The organism is Pedobacter sp. KBW06 (assembly GCF_003852525.1).
Classification (GTDB): domain Bacteria; phylum Bacteroidota; class Bacteroidia; order Sphingobacteriales; family Sphingobacteriaceae; genus Pedobacter.
The window spans coordinates 124,840-139,031 of the sequence record NZ_QAJL01000004.1 but is presented as its reverse complement, the minus strand read 5'-3'; the positions used below and the strand labels follow the sequence as shown (position 1 = coordinate 139,031).

Below are 14,192 nucleotides of genomic sequence, written 5' to 3'. Positions count from 1 at the left end.
ATATGGGCGATTATTAGTGTTAGGTTTATTAACTTTGTGCAACAAAAAAAATCCTTTATATGCAATACGATGTAGTTGTTATTGGCTCGGGCCCGGGCGGTTATGTTGGAGCAATCAGATGTGCCCAACTTGGCTTAAAAACGGCAGTGATAGAAAAATATAAAACTTTTGGTGGAACCTGCTTAAATGTAGGTTGTATCCCTTCAAAAGCATTGTTAGACTCTTCAGAGCATTTTCACAATGCGGCACATACTTTCCAGACTCATGGGATCAACCTGAAAGATCTGAAAGTGGATATGCCACAGATGATTGCACGTAAGGATGATGTGGTGACACAGAATACGGTTGGAATCCAATATCTTTTCAAAAAGAATAAAATTGATTCTTTCCAGGGAATCGGGTCTTTCGTAGACAAGAATACGATCAAAATCACTAAGGAAGATGGAACTACTGAAACGGTAACTGCAAAAAATGTGATCATTGCTTCGGGTTCTAAGCCAACTGCTTTGCCATTTTTACCAATCGATAAAAAGAGAATCATTACTTCTACAGAAGCTTTAAATATTAAAGAGGTTCCTAAAGAAATGGTGGTGATCGGTGGTGGTGTAATTGGTCTGGAACTGGGATCAGTTTACGCACGTCTGGGTACTAAAGTATCGGTGGTTGAATTTATGCCATCTATCATTGGAACCATGGATGCCGGCCTGGGAAAAGAACTTCAACGTGTGTTGAAAAAATCTTTGGGTATGGAGTTTTACATGGGACATAAAGTAACCGGAGCTACTGCTAAAGGTAAAAGAGTAACGGTAACCGCAGATAATGCAAAAGGTGAGCAGGTAAAATTGGAAGCTGATTATTGCATCGTGGCAGTAGGACGTACCGCTTATACTACGGGCTTAGGCTTGGAAAATATTGGCATCACACCAGAAGAGCGCGGTAACAAGATTCCGGTAAATGAGCATTTAGAAACGGCTGTTCCTGGTGTATATGCGATCGGAGATGTCATTAAAGGAGCTATGCTTGCGCATAAAGCGGAAGATGAAGGTGTTTATGTTGCAGAAACAATTGCAGGGCAAAAACCACATATCAATTATAACCTGATTCCGGGCGTAGTGTATACCTGGCCTGAAGTGGCTTCTGTAGGTTATACAGAAGAACAACTGAAAGAAAAAGGTACGGCTTATAAAGCCGGGTCATTCCCTTTCAAAGCAAGCGGACGTGCGAAAGCAAGTATGGATACGGATGGTTTTGTAAAAGTATTGGCTGATGCTAAAACTGATGAGATCCTTGGTGTTCACATGATAGGCCCACGTGCAGCAGATATGATTGCTGAGGCAGTTGTGGCGATGGAATTCCGTGCTTCGGCAGAGGATATCGCAAGAATTTGTCATGCTCACCCAACCTATACAGAAGCAATTAAAGAAGCGGCAATGGCGGCGACTGAAAATAGAGCAATACACATGTAATCAATTGTGATTGATCAAAGAAAAGGCTGCAGATTAATCTGCGGCCTTTTTTATGCGCTCAGGATAACTTTCTCGCAATGCCCTGACTCCCGCTTCTATCAGCATTAAATTGTCTTCCAGATGGCCGTGCTGAACTTCCACGTTCAGGTAAGGAATCTTGTTTTTCATCGCATAGATCGAAAGGGAACCATCGTCTTCAGCTTCCTGATGCTGCAACACCACATTTACATTTTCTTTTTTCAGCTTGCTGAATAACACTTTTTCGGTTACCAGAATCAGGTCGTCAGGGTCCATGGCAGGGTTAACGTGTACGGAATCCGCCACGTTTTCCAGTTCCGCGCCAGGGAGATAGGAGGAAATCCCGAATCCTTCGTCTGCGTTGTTGTGCAGGGTAAAGATATAGCCCAGTTTTGCAGGTTGGTAAAAGTTAAGAATTTCCTTGCCGATCTGTTCCAGCTGATCGGATACGACCTCATCTGTTTTCCCATATTTCTCCAGGCCAAGGGTGATGCCTGGTCTGGAATAGATGCTGTTCGGATCGGTCTGAAAATCCTGTCCGTTATAACTGAAGACATAATTTCTCTGTCCGCCGTACTGACAATCAATGATATCACCTCCGTTTAAACGGAGGTATTCAAAAGCTGCTTTTACGCCGGTATCTTCATCATCGTGAATGGCCAGGAAGCTGATTTTCTGTGCGCCATATTTGTATTTGACCAGTTCAAGAGGCAGGTCATTTAATTCCAGAATGGTAGAGTCCATGGTCATTCCTTCAAATACGGGAGGATGCTGGGCATTTGAACCCAGCCAGCCACAGGTAAGTGCGAGTAATAAGGCATGTTTCATCATACCTGGTGTATAGCAAAACTCTGACCATTAATTTAAAACAAAAAAGAGGAACCCTGGTAAAGGGTTCCTCTTTGATCTGACTTTGGATGGTCGTTAATGATGTCCGCCTTCCAGGTCGTATTCTTTTACGTCTTTATGGTCGTAAGGTTCAGCGATCAGTTCTTCCATCGTTTTGCCTTTTTTATTGAAGCCAAAGCGGTCTAAGATGCCGTCGAATACCTGGTACATTACCGGAACCACGATCAGGGTCAGGAATAGTGAACTGGTTAGTCCACCTACAATTACCCAGGCCAGACCGTTTTTCCATTCCGCACCTGCACCACTTGCCAGGGCAATTGGAAGCATACCGATTACCATGGCAATCGTTGTCATCAGGATTGGACGTAAACGGGCATGGTTGGCCAATACAAGGGCTTCATGCGTTGACTTTCCTTCTGCTTTCATCTGGTTCGTAAAATCGACCAGGATGATCGCATTCTTCGCTACCAGACCAATTAGCATGATCAAACCTAAAATGGTAAAGATACCCAGCGAGTTGTTGGTCAATGCCAGTGCAAGTAAGGCTCCGATTACCGATAAAGGAATCGAGAACATCACCACGAAAGGATAAACAAAACTGTCGTAAAGGGCTACCATGATCAGGTATACCAGGATGATAGAGGCCATTAAGGCGATTCCTAAGGTACCAAAACCTTCGCTTTGGTTCTCCTGGTCACCGGCCCATACGTAACTTACACCTACAGGTTTTTTCAACTGACCATTTTTCTCCATTTCTTCCAGTTTTGTCTGCAGCTCTGCTACGATCGTACCTGTTGGCCTACCGATAGACTGTGCTTTTACAGAAACTGAAGTACTCTTATCTCTACGTTCCAGCTGACTTGGTCCGGCGCCTTCTTTAATGTCTGCGAACTGGGATAGTTTTACCTGTTGCCCGGTAGCATTAATGAAGATCAGGTTTCTTACGTCATCAATATCTTTACGGTTGAAAGTCTGGTAACGAATATTAATGTCGTATTCATACTCTCCTTTACGGTATTTACCATCTGTATTTCCACTAAAGGCAGTTTGCATCGTTGTACCTACCGTTTGCAGTGTTAAGCCCAGGGCGGCCATCTTATCGCGGTCTACCTGAACATTAATCTCCGGACTACCTTTCTCTACGGAAAGCTTGATCTCGGCAGAACCCTGAATCTTGCTCAGTACTTTCATTGCCCCTTCTGCATATTTCATGGCACTGTCCAGGTCTGAACCCATCACTACCATATCGATAGGTGCATTCTCAGCAATACCCAAAATACTGATCGGAACTGTTTTTACTTTCGCTCCAACAAGAATCTTTGCCAGCTCACGACTCACTTTAGTCGCATAGATACTGGATTCATCCTCACGTTCTTTACGCTCAACGAGTTTTACGTTGATCTCTGATTTATAGGCTGTAGCCTGAGTACCACCAAAGTCACCACTGGATTGTCCAACTGTGGTAATCAACTGTGTGATTTCTTTTTTCGTCTGTAAGAATGCTTCTGCCTGCTGGGTCACCTGGTTTGTTTTTTCAATAGAGGCATCTTTAGGAAGCTCTATCTGTACCAGGAACTCTCCTTTATCACTCTTAGGGAAAAACTCTGTTCCGATGAAACCACCGATGGTTAATCCACATGAACTGAGTAGTAAAAGGAATACGCCAATTAAAGTAATGGCTTTATGGCGTAAAGTCCATTCTAAAATACCGGTTACCCAAACTGTGAACTTGTGCAATTGTTTTTCGAACCATAAAATGAAACGTCCGAATGCGTTTTTACCTTCAATTTTTTCCAGTTTACCGAAACGTGAAGACAATAAAGGTACAATGGTAAATGAGGTAACCAAGGATAGGAGGGTAGCGATAATTACCACCACACAGAACTGGCGCAGGATATTGGATACCAATCCGGAACTTACCGCAATTGGAAAGAATACCACCACAATTACCAGGGTAATGGAAACTACGGTAAATCCGATTTCGCTGGTGGCATCATAAGCCGCACGAACTCTGTTTTTACCCATCTCCATGTGTCTGTATATATTCTCCAATACCACGATCGCATCATCGACAAGGATACCTACCACAAGGGAAAGTCCAAGTAATGACATCAGGTTCAGGGTATAGCCAAATAATCCGATCCCGATAAACGTAGCAATCAGGGATGCGGGAATGGAAACCATTACAATGGCCGCATTACGTAAACTGTGGAGGAAGAACAACATTACAAAGGCTACCAGGATAATCGCGAGGATTAAATCGTGGATTACCGCATCGGCAGATTCCAGCGTAAAGATGGAACTGTCGTTTACGATCAGCATTTTTAAATCATTGGCTTTATAGTCTTTTTGAAGGGTTTCCACAATTTTATGCATTCCCTTACTTACTTCTACCGCATTCGCATCAGATTGTTTAATGATCTGAATGGCAATCGCACCTTTTCTGTCGATCCGCGCGATTTTCTCTACTTCTTTCTGTGCATCCTGAACATCGGCAACATCACTTAACCTGATTTGTGCTCCGGCTTTGCTCGTCGCCACTACCAGGTTTCTCAACTCGTCTATCGATTTGTATTTACCCGATAAACGGATCAGTACGTCCTGATTTTCGGTTTTCACACTTCCTGTTGGGAAATCGAGGTTGGAAGTCAGGATTGCTTGTTGAATTTGTGGAACAGACAATCCGTAACCCTGGATCTTATCTGCATCCAGTCCGACAACAATTTCACGTTCCTGTCCACCTACAAGGTTAACCTGGGCTACCCCTGTAACCCTGGAAAGGATTGGGGCAATACGTTTGTCAATTAAGTCGTAAAAGGCTGCATCATCCATTTTCGCGGATGCCGACATGGTAATTACCGGTAAATCATCCAGTGAGAATTTATTCAGGGATGGTGGTTTTACGTCTGTAGGTAAGTCTGCAAGGATTGCGTTTACTTTACGTTGGGCCTCATTCAATGATAAATCCACATTGGCCTTGTCATTTAGGGTAATGGTTACCACGGATAAACTCTCATAAGATACTGCATTCAGTTTCTTAATGTTCTCCATGGAGGAGACCGCATCCTCAATTTTCTTGGTAACGGTATTTTCCACCTCATTTGGTGAAGCTCCCGGATATATCGTGGAAATGGATACTACGTTGTTCGAGAACTTCGGTAACAACTCGTAACTAAGCCCAAAGTAGCTCAATAGCCCCATCAGCGTTAATACGGTAAAAACCACAATAACGAGTGTTGGGCGCTTTATAGAAATTTCTGTTATTTTCATCAGAATGTATTTATATTTTTCATTGTAAGGGCCTATTCTATTTCACAGGAGCAACCGGAGTACCATCAATCAGGTTGATCTGACCGCTGATGATCACTGTTTCGCCTTCTTTAAGACCGTCAAGGATTTCTACATTTTCTCCAAGAATTCTGCCGGCAACAACTTTACGCAATACTGCTTTATTTCCTTCTCCTAAAACAAAGATCTGGTTACTGCTCACACTACCTACGAACGAACCACGTGGAATGGTTAATGAAGGGGCCTGGCCTGGGAACTTGAAGATTGCAGTACCATACATTCCTGCTTTAATGGTGTTTTTCTTATTGTTCTCTACCATGATCTCAATAGGGAAGTTTAAGGAAGCATCCGCTTTAGCGGCAATGAAAGTGATTTTACCTACATAATCATCCGTAGGAAATACGTTTGATTTGATCTGTACCTGATCGCCAACTTTAAGGTTCGCTACCTGAGATTCGTTTACACTTACTTTCAGTTTCAGTTTAGAAACATCTACCAATTCAAACATTTGAGTACCCTGCGCATTTACAAAAGCACCTACTTCAATGTATTTTTTGTTGACAATACCGTTGATAGGAGATTTGATGTTTGCATCACTGACTCTTCTCTGACTGCTTTGTAACCTTAGTTTTGCATTTTGAACAGCAAGTTTTGCCTGATCTAATTGTTGTTGAGTTACTCCGCCTGTTTTGAATGAACTGCTGTATCTGGCTTCGTCTCTGATGGCATTTTGAAGGTTTGCTTCTGCTGTTTCTTTATCAGTATTTAAAATCTCGGCATCAATACGGGCGATCGGTTGTCCTTTAGTTACCCTGTCACCTTCTTCTACATAGATTTTGGTTACACGTCCTGCATTTTCCGACAGGAAGTTTAATTCCTGATTAGGGGCAAATGTTCCGTTTGCACTAAAATCAAGGTTGATGGCCTGTTTCTGTATCACTGATGTACGGACACTGATTGCACCGCTACCTTGAGCTACAATTGCCGTTTTTGCCGCATTTTTCTTTTTATTATTGGTTAATACCAGGACGATGCCTGCGATGGCAAGTATGATTACTAAGGCTGTAATAATTCCTCTTTTCATTGTAGTAGTGATTTTATATTTCCGTTTGATTTGATTAATTGAATTTCGGCAATTTTATAGTTTAATAATGCCTGGTTATAACTGTTCTGAGCTTGTGTAAGTGCATTCTCTGTATCCAAAAGATCGGTTAATGCAGCCAGTCCGTTATTGTAGTTGTTTTGAGTACTTTGGTAAATTTCCTGGGCAAGGATCACGTTTTGACGTTGAGCATTAATGGTGCTCATGTTGTCCTTTAACTTGATTTTTGCATTTTCATACTCTACATTCAATGAGTTTTTCATTTGTCTGATGTCTTCGTCTGCTTTTTTAAGGTTCACATCAGCCTGACGTACCCTTGAACGGGTGGCGAAACCATCAAATATCGGAACCCTTAGGGTGATCCCTATTGCGGCCATATCATACCAGTTCGCAGTTCCTCCTTTACCTTTGAATAAATCAAACTTATTGCTCACTCCGTTATAGTTGTAATTGCTGTTCAATGCAAGGGTAGGATAGTATTCTGAGACTTTTGCTTTTCTGTCCAGTGTATATAATTCTTTTTGAACATTGGCAATTTTTAGTTCCGTCCGGTTGCTCATGTCAATAGATTCCGCAATTTCAGGAAGGCTTTTGATCTCTGCTAATTCTGTTTGTGGCAAGATTACAACCGTTTCAACAGGCATTCCCATCGAGTATTTCAATTGATTTTCCAATTGGGTGATGCCGTTTAAAATCTGAGCCCTTTGAGTTTGCAGGTTTGTCAGGTTCACCTTGATCCTGTCGACATCAATCTTTTTTGCCAATCCGTTTTTATATTGATCGGAAATGATCTTTTCCACCACTTTAACATTTTTGATGTTGGTGTCAATTACGTTCATTTGTTGTCTGTTGACCAATACTGAATAGTAATTGTTGGCCACCTGCTCTATAATTTGTTCTTCAGAGAGCTGTGCATTTAGTTTATAATAGCTCTCGCTGGTTTTAGCCGCTTTGAGGCCGGTAAAAACAGTTTGATTAAACAGTTGTTGGTTAAACTGAAGACCTGCTCCTGCATTGTATTTTGTACCTGCTTTAGCAACAATCACTTCACCTGGTCTGTTCAGGAATTCTCCTGGCAGTACAATACTTTGGACGATAACATTGTCGGTCAGACTTGCACTTCCGGTAAGTTGTGGTAAAGCCTGCGCTCTGATCTCCTGGGTTTTAAATTTGCCTCCTTCTACGTCAAGGTTAGCTTTTCGTACGGACACAGCGTTCTGAACGGCGTAATTTAATGCATCTTTAAGGCTCAGTGTTTGCTGTGCACTTGCTGCATTCGATAATAATAACCCCAGCAGCAGTAGCGGAATTAATCTTACCTGTTTAATTATTGTATTCATGTTTATGATAATTTGGGGTCTGTTTTATTTTAATCCTTTGATAAATATTTTAGATAAGCTGAGTTGTTTCTCTAATATGGCTTTCATGTCTTTTTTGCTTGGGAAGAGTTCTTTGTTTCCATGGAGCAGACATAGTGAGGTGATTCCTGACAGGCTGTCCAGATAGAGTTCGGCCATTTTGTTTACCTCACAAGGGGCAATCTCTTTATTGTCAACTGCTCTTTGCAAAATTTCGGCATGCAGGTTTTCATTTTTTGCTTTCATTTTCATGAAGGATTCCCTAAGCTCATCGGAGCTGAGAGAGGCATCCGGGCTGCCACCTGAGAGGTGAAGCATATAATATTTCTGAAAAAAGCGGTGTTTAACCTCAACAAATGCTGCGAAACGTTCTTCAAGGGTGTCTTTCGCAAATTGATCTCTTTCTAAAATCTCGAAGTAATCGGAGAAAATCTTATCAATTACTCCCAGTACCAGGCTGCTTTTATCTGGAAAATAATAATATAAGGAAGGTTTGGATACCGATAAATCGTCCGCAATCTCATTCATTGTGGTTTTGTTAATTCCATAATGAATGAAGCGCTTTATCGCACCCTCAATAATCAGTTCTCTTTTTTTATCTGTCTCTACCATTCTACTTTTCTACTTTCTGACTTTTTTCTTTGAACGGTCAAAAATACTGCCATATTCCGGCAACAGAAACTTTAATATGAAAATCATATAAAAGTTACATAAAAATGACGAAATTTTATTGTTTTATTTTCAATCCGTTTAGGAAGATGTCGGCAAACATCTTTTCTTTTAGAAAAATCTGCTTGAATTGTTCTTTTCCGGGGAACATGCTCTTGTCTTTTGAGAGGATGTTGAAATGAATGCCAGATAAGGCATCGATGAATATTTCTGTTGCTAGTTTGGTATCTGAGATCGCAAATTCTTTACTGGTTACGCCCCGGCTAAACAAGGAGCCGATAATGATGAATTCAAAAGTCCTGGCTTTATGGAACTTTTCTGCCAGGTTGTCGGGAAGTTCATTGCCGATAATCTGACTGGACTCCAGGATATTATAGTACTTCTGGATAAAGGCCTGTCTTTTTTGTAGCAGTTTAAGTACACCCTCCGTTGCCGTTTTTGTTTTATCAACAGATTTGACCAGGTCCCTGCTGATGATTTGCATCAGGTGTTCAATGGCACTTACATACAGGCTCAGTTTGTCAGGGAAATAATAATAAAGTAATGCTTTTGAAAAAGAGATATCTTTCGCGATTTCTGTCATGGTCGTTTTTGACAGGCCATAATGGGCAAAACGCTTTAAAGCAGCTTCAATAATTAAAATTCTCTTTTTATCCTGATTTTCCATACAAATTCTAGTATTCTCCCTCTCTATAGCACCTCGTTGCTGTTGATTTGAGCAATTGAGACGAAAAATAGACAAATTTTTTAAATATTTATTTAAACATGTTTATTACACTCCTTAACAATTACATTTGTACCCTATAGCAAATCAGTTCATTTTATCTATGACCATCTTCCAGGAAAATATCTCATTAAAACCTTATAACACCTTTAGTATACCTGTCAGCAGCCATTATTTTGCAGAAGTATTTAGTTCATCTGCATTGGAAGAACTGTTGAAATCCGAATTGATCAAGGAGCAGCAGTTGTTGATTTTGGGAGGTGGAAGTAATCTTTTATTTACAAAAGACTTTGATGGCCTGGTGATAAAAATGAGTATCCCCGGGATTTCTGAGGAGATTCATGGGGATGAGGTGATCGTTACTGCCGGAGCGGGCGTGGTCTGGAACGATTTTGTAAATTATTGTGTACAAAAAGGTTTTGCAGGAGTAGAGAATCTGAGCCTGATCCCCGGAACGGTAGGGGCTTCTCCGATCCAGAATATCGGTGCATACGGCGTTGAGCTTAAAGATGTTTTTGAATCCTGCTCGGCTTATGAAATTGCTACGGGAAAACGCAGGTCCTTTAATCATCAGGATTGCCGCTTTGGGTACCGGGATAGTATTTTTAAAAATGAGCTGAAGGGGCAATACATCATCACAGAGGTCAGTTTCAGATTAAGCAGGGTAGCCAGTATCAATACGCAATATGGCGCGATTCAGGAAGAGCTGGTTAAAAGAGGGATTGCACATCCGACAATCGCCGATGTTTCTGCCGTAGTTTCCCATATCAGGGTAAGTAAGCTCCCGGATCCTTCAACCATAGGCAATGCCGGAAGCTTTTTTAAGAACCCTGTAATTGAGGAAGATGCCTTCCAAAAGATCTTTGAAAAATTTCCTGAACTGGTACATTATCCCGCTGGAAATGGTAAGGTTAAACTTGCAGCTGGCTGGTTAATAGAGCAATGTGGATTTAAAGGTAAAGTGGTTGGGCAAACAGGAACCTGGAAAAACCAGGCCCTGGTACTTGTCAACCATGGACAGGCAAGCGGACAGGAAGTGTATAGTTTTTCAGAAAATATAATAGATACGGTAGCGGCCAGATTTGGCGTCAGACTGGAAAGAGAAGTAAATATTCTGTGACATAGCCCTCTTGGTCATTGTCAACCCTAAAAAACAATTTGTTAACATTCGGATTGATTTTTTGGTACATATGTTGTATAGCATTTGGTGTGTAAGATTAAACAAACGTTGAGCGCCACTCCTAAAAACGTTGTTTGCTTTTTTAACCTTAAAACTTAAAACATTATGACAAAAAATGAATTCAACCTCCAGTTAAATGACCATTCGGTTTCTTTGCAGTCATTCGCTTTAAATTTTACGAAAGACATTGAGGATGCAAACGACCTGGTTCAAGATACCATGCTAAAAGCGGTAACTTACTACAGTAAGTTTAAAGAAGGTACAAATCTTAAAGGATGGTTATTTACCATCATGAAAAATACCTTCATTAACAACTACAGACGTTTGGTGAAAACCAATGCATTAATTACCAAATCAGACGACATTTCTTCTGCCAATCTGCACTATAGTGCTGCAAAAAATACGAGCGACAGTAAGTTTATTATAGGTGATATCAATAAAGCGCTTTCTACACTTCAGCCGGAATATTACATTCCTTTCATCAAATATTTTGAAGGATATAAATACCATGAAATTGCCGAAATGTTAGAGATTCCAATCGGTACAGTAAAGACGAGGATACACGTTGCCCGTCAGATTCTTAAAAAATATCTGAAAACCTATTCTAAAGAAATTTTGGGTGCAGAGGTTGTTTAACCCTCCCGAAGGTATTTAAAAGCGCTTTAACCCAGATGTTAAAGCGCTTTTTTTATGCCATAAAAAATTCATTGGTAAACGCCGTCAAAATCATATTTTTGGGCTTAACTAATTAAATAAATGAATTTTACTTATCTGTTGCTGGCACTTGGCATCCTGGTTATCCCGATGGTTTTGCTATTTGTTAAAAAAACAAGTTTTAACCGGACCATAAAGTTTGCCATTCCTGCGGTACTGATTACCGGGCTTGCCTTTTCGATATTTGCAACAGTACTGGTGATGGTGGGGGGCTGGAGTTTTCACCCTGCTTACCTGACAGGGGTATCCTTATGGAAAATTCCGGTAGAAGAATTTCTGTTTACTGCGGCCATTAGTCTGGCAGGTATTGGTGTTTATGTTACATTAAATGCGTTCTTCCCCAATAATGCTTTAGATAAATTTAGTCTTTCTTTTAGCAATCTGCTGATGGGGCTTTGTATTGCCATGTTGATTTTTACCTATACCAAATGGTACAGTGCAATTTCATTTGGTGCCTTATTTGTCCTGATTTTTTATATCGAATACCTCAATAAACTTCGCTTCACCTATAAATTTTACCGGGGATTTCTGGCAGTATTGCTGCTCTTCTATATTGCTTATGGTGTTATTTCGACGCTGCCTGTGATTTCTTATACAGAAGTCATCAATTTAAAGCTGGGGGCCATTCCTTTTGAGAGCCATTTTTACTTTATGGGAATGCTTTTGATGAGTGTTTACTTATTTGAGCTGTTTAAAAGCAGGGCTAAAGCATAATGGATCTGCCAATTTATACCAAACAACAGCTGGCACTCCGGAATGGCCAGGATAAGCCGCAGATCTGGGTTGCCTATCGCGGGATAATTTATGATGTTACTGAAAGTCGTTTATGGCGGAATGGTAAACATTATGAACACTGGGCAGGACAGGACCTCACTGAGGAGCTGCCGGATGCACCACATACGGAAAATGTTTTTGAGAAATTTATAGCGATTGGAAAGCTATTTAGTTAGACAAGGAAATGCTTTTGCAAGCAATCCTTGTCTAATGTATAATTTATGCTTCGATGGTAAAAGCACTCAGTTTTACGAATTCCTGAATGCGGTTTGCTACCTCTTCGTCTGTCAGGTTAAGGATCTTTTCTGTTCCAAACTTCTCTACGCAGAAAGAAGCCAGCGCAGAGCCATAGATAATGGCATTTTTCATGTTGTTGAAATTGACTGTTCCTACTTTCGCAAGGTAGCCGATAAATCCACCTGCAAAGGTATCACCTGCTCCTGTCGGATCAAATACTTCTGCCAGTGGTAAAGCCGGTGCAGAGAATATTTTGTCTTCGTGGAATAGTAAAGCACCGTGTTCTCCTTTTTTAATGATCAGGTATTTAGGTCCCATTGTCAGGATCTTTTTAGCCGCTTTAACCAAAGAATATTCTCCTGAAAGCTGACGGGCTTCTTCATCATTAATGGTCAGTACGTCTACCAGTTTAAGGGTTTCCAAAAGGTCATCCATCATGATGTCCATCCAGAAATTCATGGTATCCAAAACGATCAGCTTTGGTCTGTTTTTTAAACGCTCAATTACGGTACGTTGTACAATAGGGGTAAGGTTTCCTAACATCAGGTACTCGCAGTCCTGATAATTTTCCGGAATGATGGGATCGAAATCGGCTAAAACATTTAATTCAGTAGCTAAAGTATCCCTGCTGTTCATGTCATTGTGGTACTTTCCAGACCAAAAGAACGATTTCTCTCCTTCTTTTATCTGTAATCCTTCGGTATCAATTCCATGTTCATTGAATGTGTCAATGTCTGCTTTATGAAAATCATCACCAACAACAGCAACGATTTTTACTTTATTATAAAAGTAGGATGCAGCTAAACTTGCATAAGTAGCGGCTCCTCCGACTATCTTATCCGTTTTTCCGAAGGGAGTTTCAATAGCATCAAATGCCACAGTCCCTATGATTATCAAGCTCATAGATATCTTTTTAAAATTATTTTCAAATATTTTGCTACAAATATTGCATAAATAAATTAAAACCCCTAATATTGCATTCCCAAAACGAACGAAACTTAATGTTGTTTAAGACTTCAAAAAGCCGTTTTTTTGGATAGCCAGTACTCCCGAGTAGCTCAGCTGGTTAGAGCATCTGACTGTTAATCAGAGGGTCACTGGTTCGAGCCCAGTCTCGGGAGCCCAATTAAAAGCCTTTCAGTGAAAACTGAGAGGTTTTTTTTGTTTCCGAAAAGATTTTTTATAATCATATATTTGATGTAATTATATAAAATTAATGTCCTCAAAATTCAAAGAACGCTCAAATCTTAAACAGACTTCAATAACGTGGCAAATAAATTAGATAAAATAGTAATCGTAGACATAGAAGCAACCTGCTGGAATACCGGACAACCAAAAGGAATGGAAAGTGACATTATTGAGGTTGGCGTATGTCTCCTGGATATTCGCACTGGCGAGATTTCCGAAAACAGGGGGATACTGGTAAAGCCCGAGCGGTCTGAGATCAGTCTTTTCTGCACTGAATTGACCACAATTACACCGCAGATGATCGAAGAAGAAGGGATCGCGTTCAAAGAAGCCTGTCGGATTTTACAAGATCAATACTTATCGCAAGGCAGGCCCTGGGCAAGTTTTGGGGCATATGATCAGAAACAATTTCAGAAACAATGTACCGCTATGAACATTGGGTATCCTTTTGGTCCTTCCCATATCAATGTAAAGACGTTATTCGCTTTAAAAAAGAAGCTGAGTCATGAAAAGGGCATGTCCGCTGCATTAAATCTGCTCAAGATTCCTCTGGAAGGAACCCATCACCGTGGTGTTGATGATGCAAATAATATTGCCAAAATATTGAACTGGATTTTAAATTAAG

Annotated in this window: 13 protein-coding genes and 1 tRNA gene; 7 read left to right on the top strand and 7 right to left on the bottom strand. The window is 40.7% G+C overall.

Features of this window, described 5'->3' with window-relative positions:
* Positions 1 to 59: 59 nt before the first annotated feature.
* On the top strand, positions 60 to 1,466 hold the full coding sequence (gene lpdA / locus DBR43_RS22950; RefSeq protein ID WP_124585235.1) for a dihydrolipoyl dehydrogenase: 1,407 nt from the start codon (positions 60 to 62) through the stop codon (positions 1,464 to 1,466).
* Between the two features lie 33 nt (positions 1,467 to 1,499).
* Here the strand turns inward: lpdA and DBR43_RS22945 are convergent, their stop codons facing one another.
* The 6 genes from DBR43_RS22945 to DBR43_RS22920 form a co-directional block, all read right to left on the bottom strand.
* Positions 1,500 to 2,315, bottom strand: coding sequence for a hypothetical protein (locus tag DBR43_RS22945; protein WP_124585233.1), 816 nt, complete (start codon positions 2,313 to 2,315; stop codon positions 1,500 to 1,502).
* A gap of 93 nt (positions 2,316 to 2,408) precedes the next feature.
* Positions 2,409 to 5,603 carry an efflux RND transporter permease subunit gene (locus tag DBR43_RS22940; RefSeq protein WP_124585231.1) on the bottom strand — a complete coding sequence of 1,065 codons (3,195 nt, stop codon included), beginning with the start codon at positions 5,601 to 5,603 and terminating at the stop codon, positions 2,409 to 2,411.
* Between the two features lie 37 nt (positions 5,604 to 5,640).
* Positions 5,641 to 6,705, bottom strand: a complete 1,065-nt coding sequence (locus DBR43_RS22935) for an efflux RND transporter periplasmic adaptor subunit (protein WP_124585230.1) — start codon at positions 6,703 to 6,705, stop codon at positions 5,641 to 5,643.
* Complete coding sequence (locus DBR43_RS22930) at positions 6,702 to 8,063, bottom strand: TolC family protein (RefSeq protein WP_124585229.1); 1,362 nt, start codon at positions 8,061 to 8,063, stop codon at positions 6,702 to 6,704. The genes DBR43_RS22935 and DBR43_RS22930 overlap by 4 nt, the downstream gene beginning before the upstream one ends.
* A gap of 24 nt (positions 8,064 to 8,087) precedes the next feature.
* The gene (locus tag DBR43_RS22925; protein ID WP_074608652.1) at positions 8,088 to 8,693 is read right to left on the bottom strand and encodes a TetR/AcrR family transcriptional regulator; all 606 of its coding nucleotides are present in this window, start codon (positions 8,691 to 8,693) and stop codon (positions 8,088 to 8,090) included.
* Positions 8,694 to 8,808: 115 nt separating this feature from the next.
* A complete protein-coding gene (locus DBR43_RS22920) occupies positions 8,809 to 9,417 on the bottom strand; it encodes a TetR/AcrR family transcriptional regulator (protein WP_124585227.1) in 609 nt (202 codons plus the stop codon).
* A 160-nt stretch (positions 9,418 to 9,577) separates the two neighbouring features.
* Between DBR43_RS22920 and murB the strand changes: the two genes are divergently transcribed.
* From murB to DBR43_RS22900, 4 genes are all read left to right on the top strand, one after another.
* On the top strand, positions 9,578 to 10,594 hold the full coding sequence (gene murB / locus DBR43_RS22915; protein WP_124585225.1) for a UDP-N-acetylmuramate dehydrogenase: 1,017 nt from the start codon (positions 9,578 to 9,580) through the stop codon (positions 10,592 to 10,594).
* Positions 10,595 to 10,759: 165 nt separating this feature from the next.
* Complete coding sequence (locus DBR43_RS22910) at positions 10,760 to 11,290, top strand: RNA polymerase sigma factor (RefSeq protein ID WP_074608659.1); 531 nt, start codon at positions 10,760 to 10,762, stop codon at positions 11,288 to 11,290.
* 120 nt (positions 11,291 to 11,410) lie between these two features.
* A complete protein-coding gene (locus DBR43_RS22905; protein ID WP_124585223.1) occupies positions 11,411 to 12,082 on the top strand; it encodes a lycopene cyclase domain-containing protein in 672 nt (223 codons plus the stop codon).
* Positions 12,082 to 12,318: a cytochrome b5 domain-containing protein gene (locus DBR43_RS22900; RefSeq protein WP_124585221.1), complete on the top strand. Its 237-nt coding sequence runs from the start codon at positions 12,082 to 12,084 to the stop codon at positions 12,316 to 12,318. The genes DBR43_RS22905 and DBR43_RS22900 overlap by 1 nt, the downstream gene beginning before the upstream one ends.
* A gap of 43 nt (positions 12,319 to 12,361) precedes the next feature.
* On the opposite strand, the gene DBR43_RS22895 is transcribed toward DBR43_RS22900, so the two are convergent.
* Complete coding sequence (locus DBR43_RS22895) at positions 12,362 to 13,282, bottom strand: PfkB family carbohydrate kinase (RefSeq protein ID WP_124585219.1); 921 nt, start codon at positions 13,280 to 13,282, stop codon at positions 12,362 to 12,364.
* A gap of 144 nt (positions 13,283 to 13,426) precedes the next feature.
* Here DBR43_RS22895 and DBR43_RS22890 point away from each other — a divergent pair.
* Positions 13,427 to 13,500: transfer RNA gene (locus DBR43_RS22890), tRNA-Asn, on the top strand.
* A gap of 145 nt (positions 13,501 to 13,645) precedes the next feature.
* Positions 13,646 to 14,191, top strand: coding sequence for a 3'-5' exonuclease (locus DBR43_RS22885; protein ID WP_124585217.1), 546 nt, complete (start codon positions 13,646 to 13,648; stop codon positions 14,189 to 14,191).
* Position 14,192 lies beyond the last annotated feature (1 nt).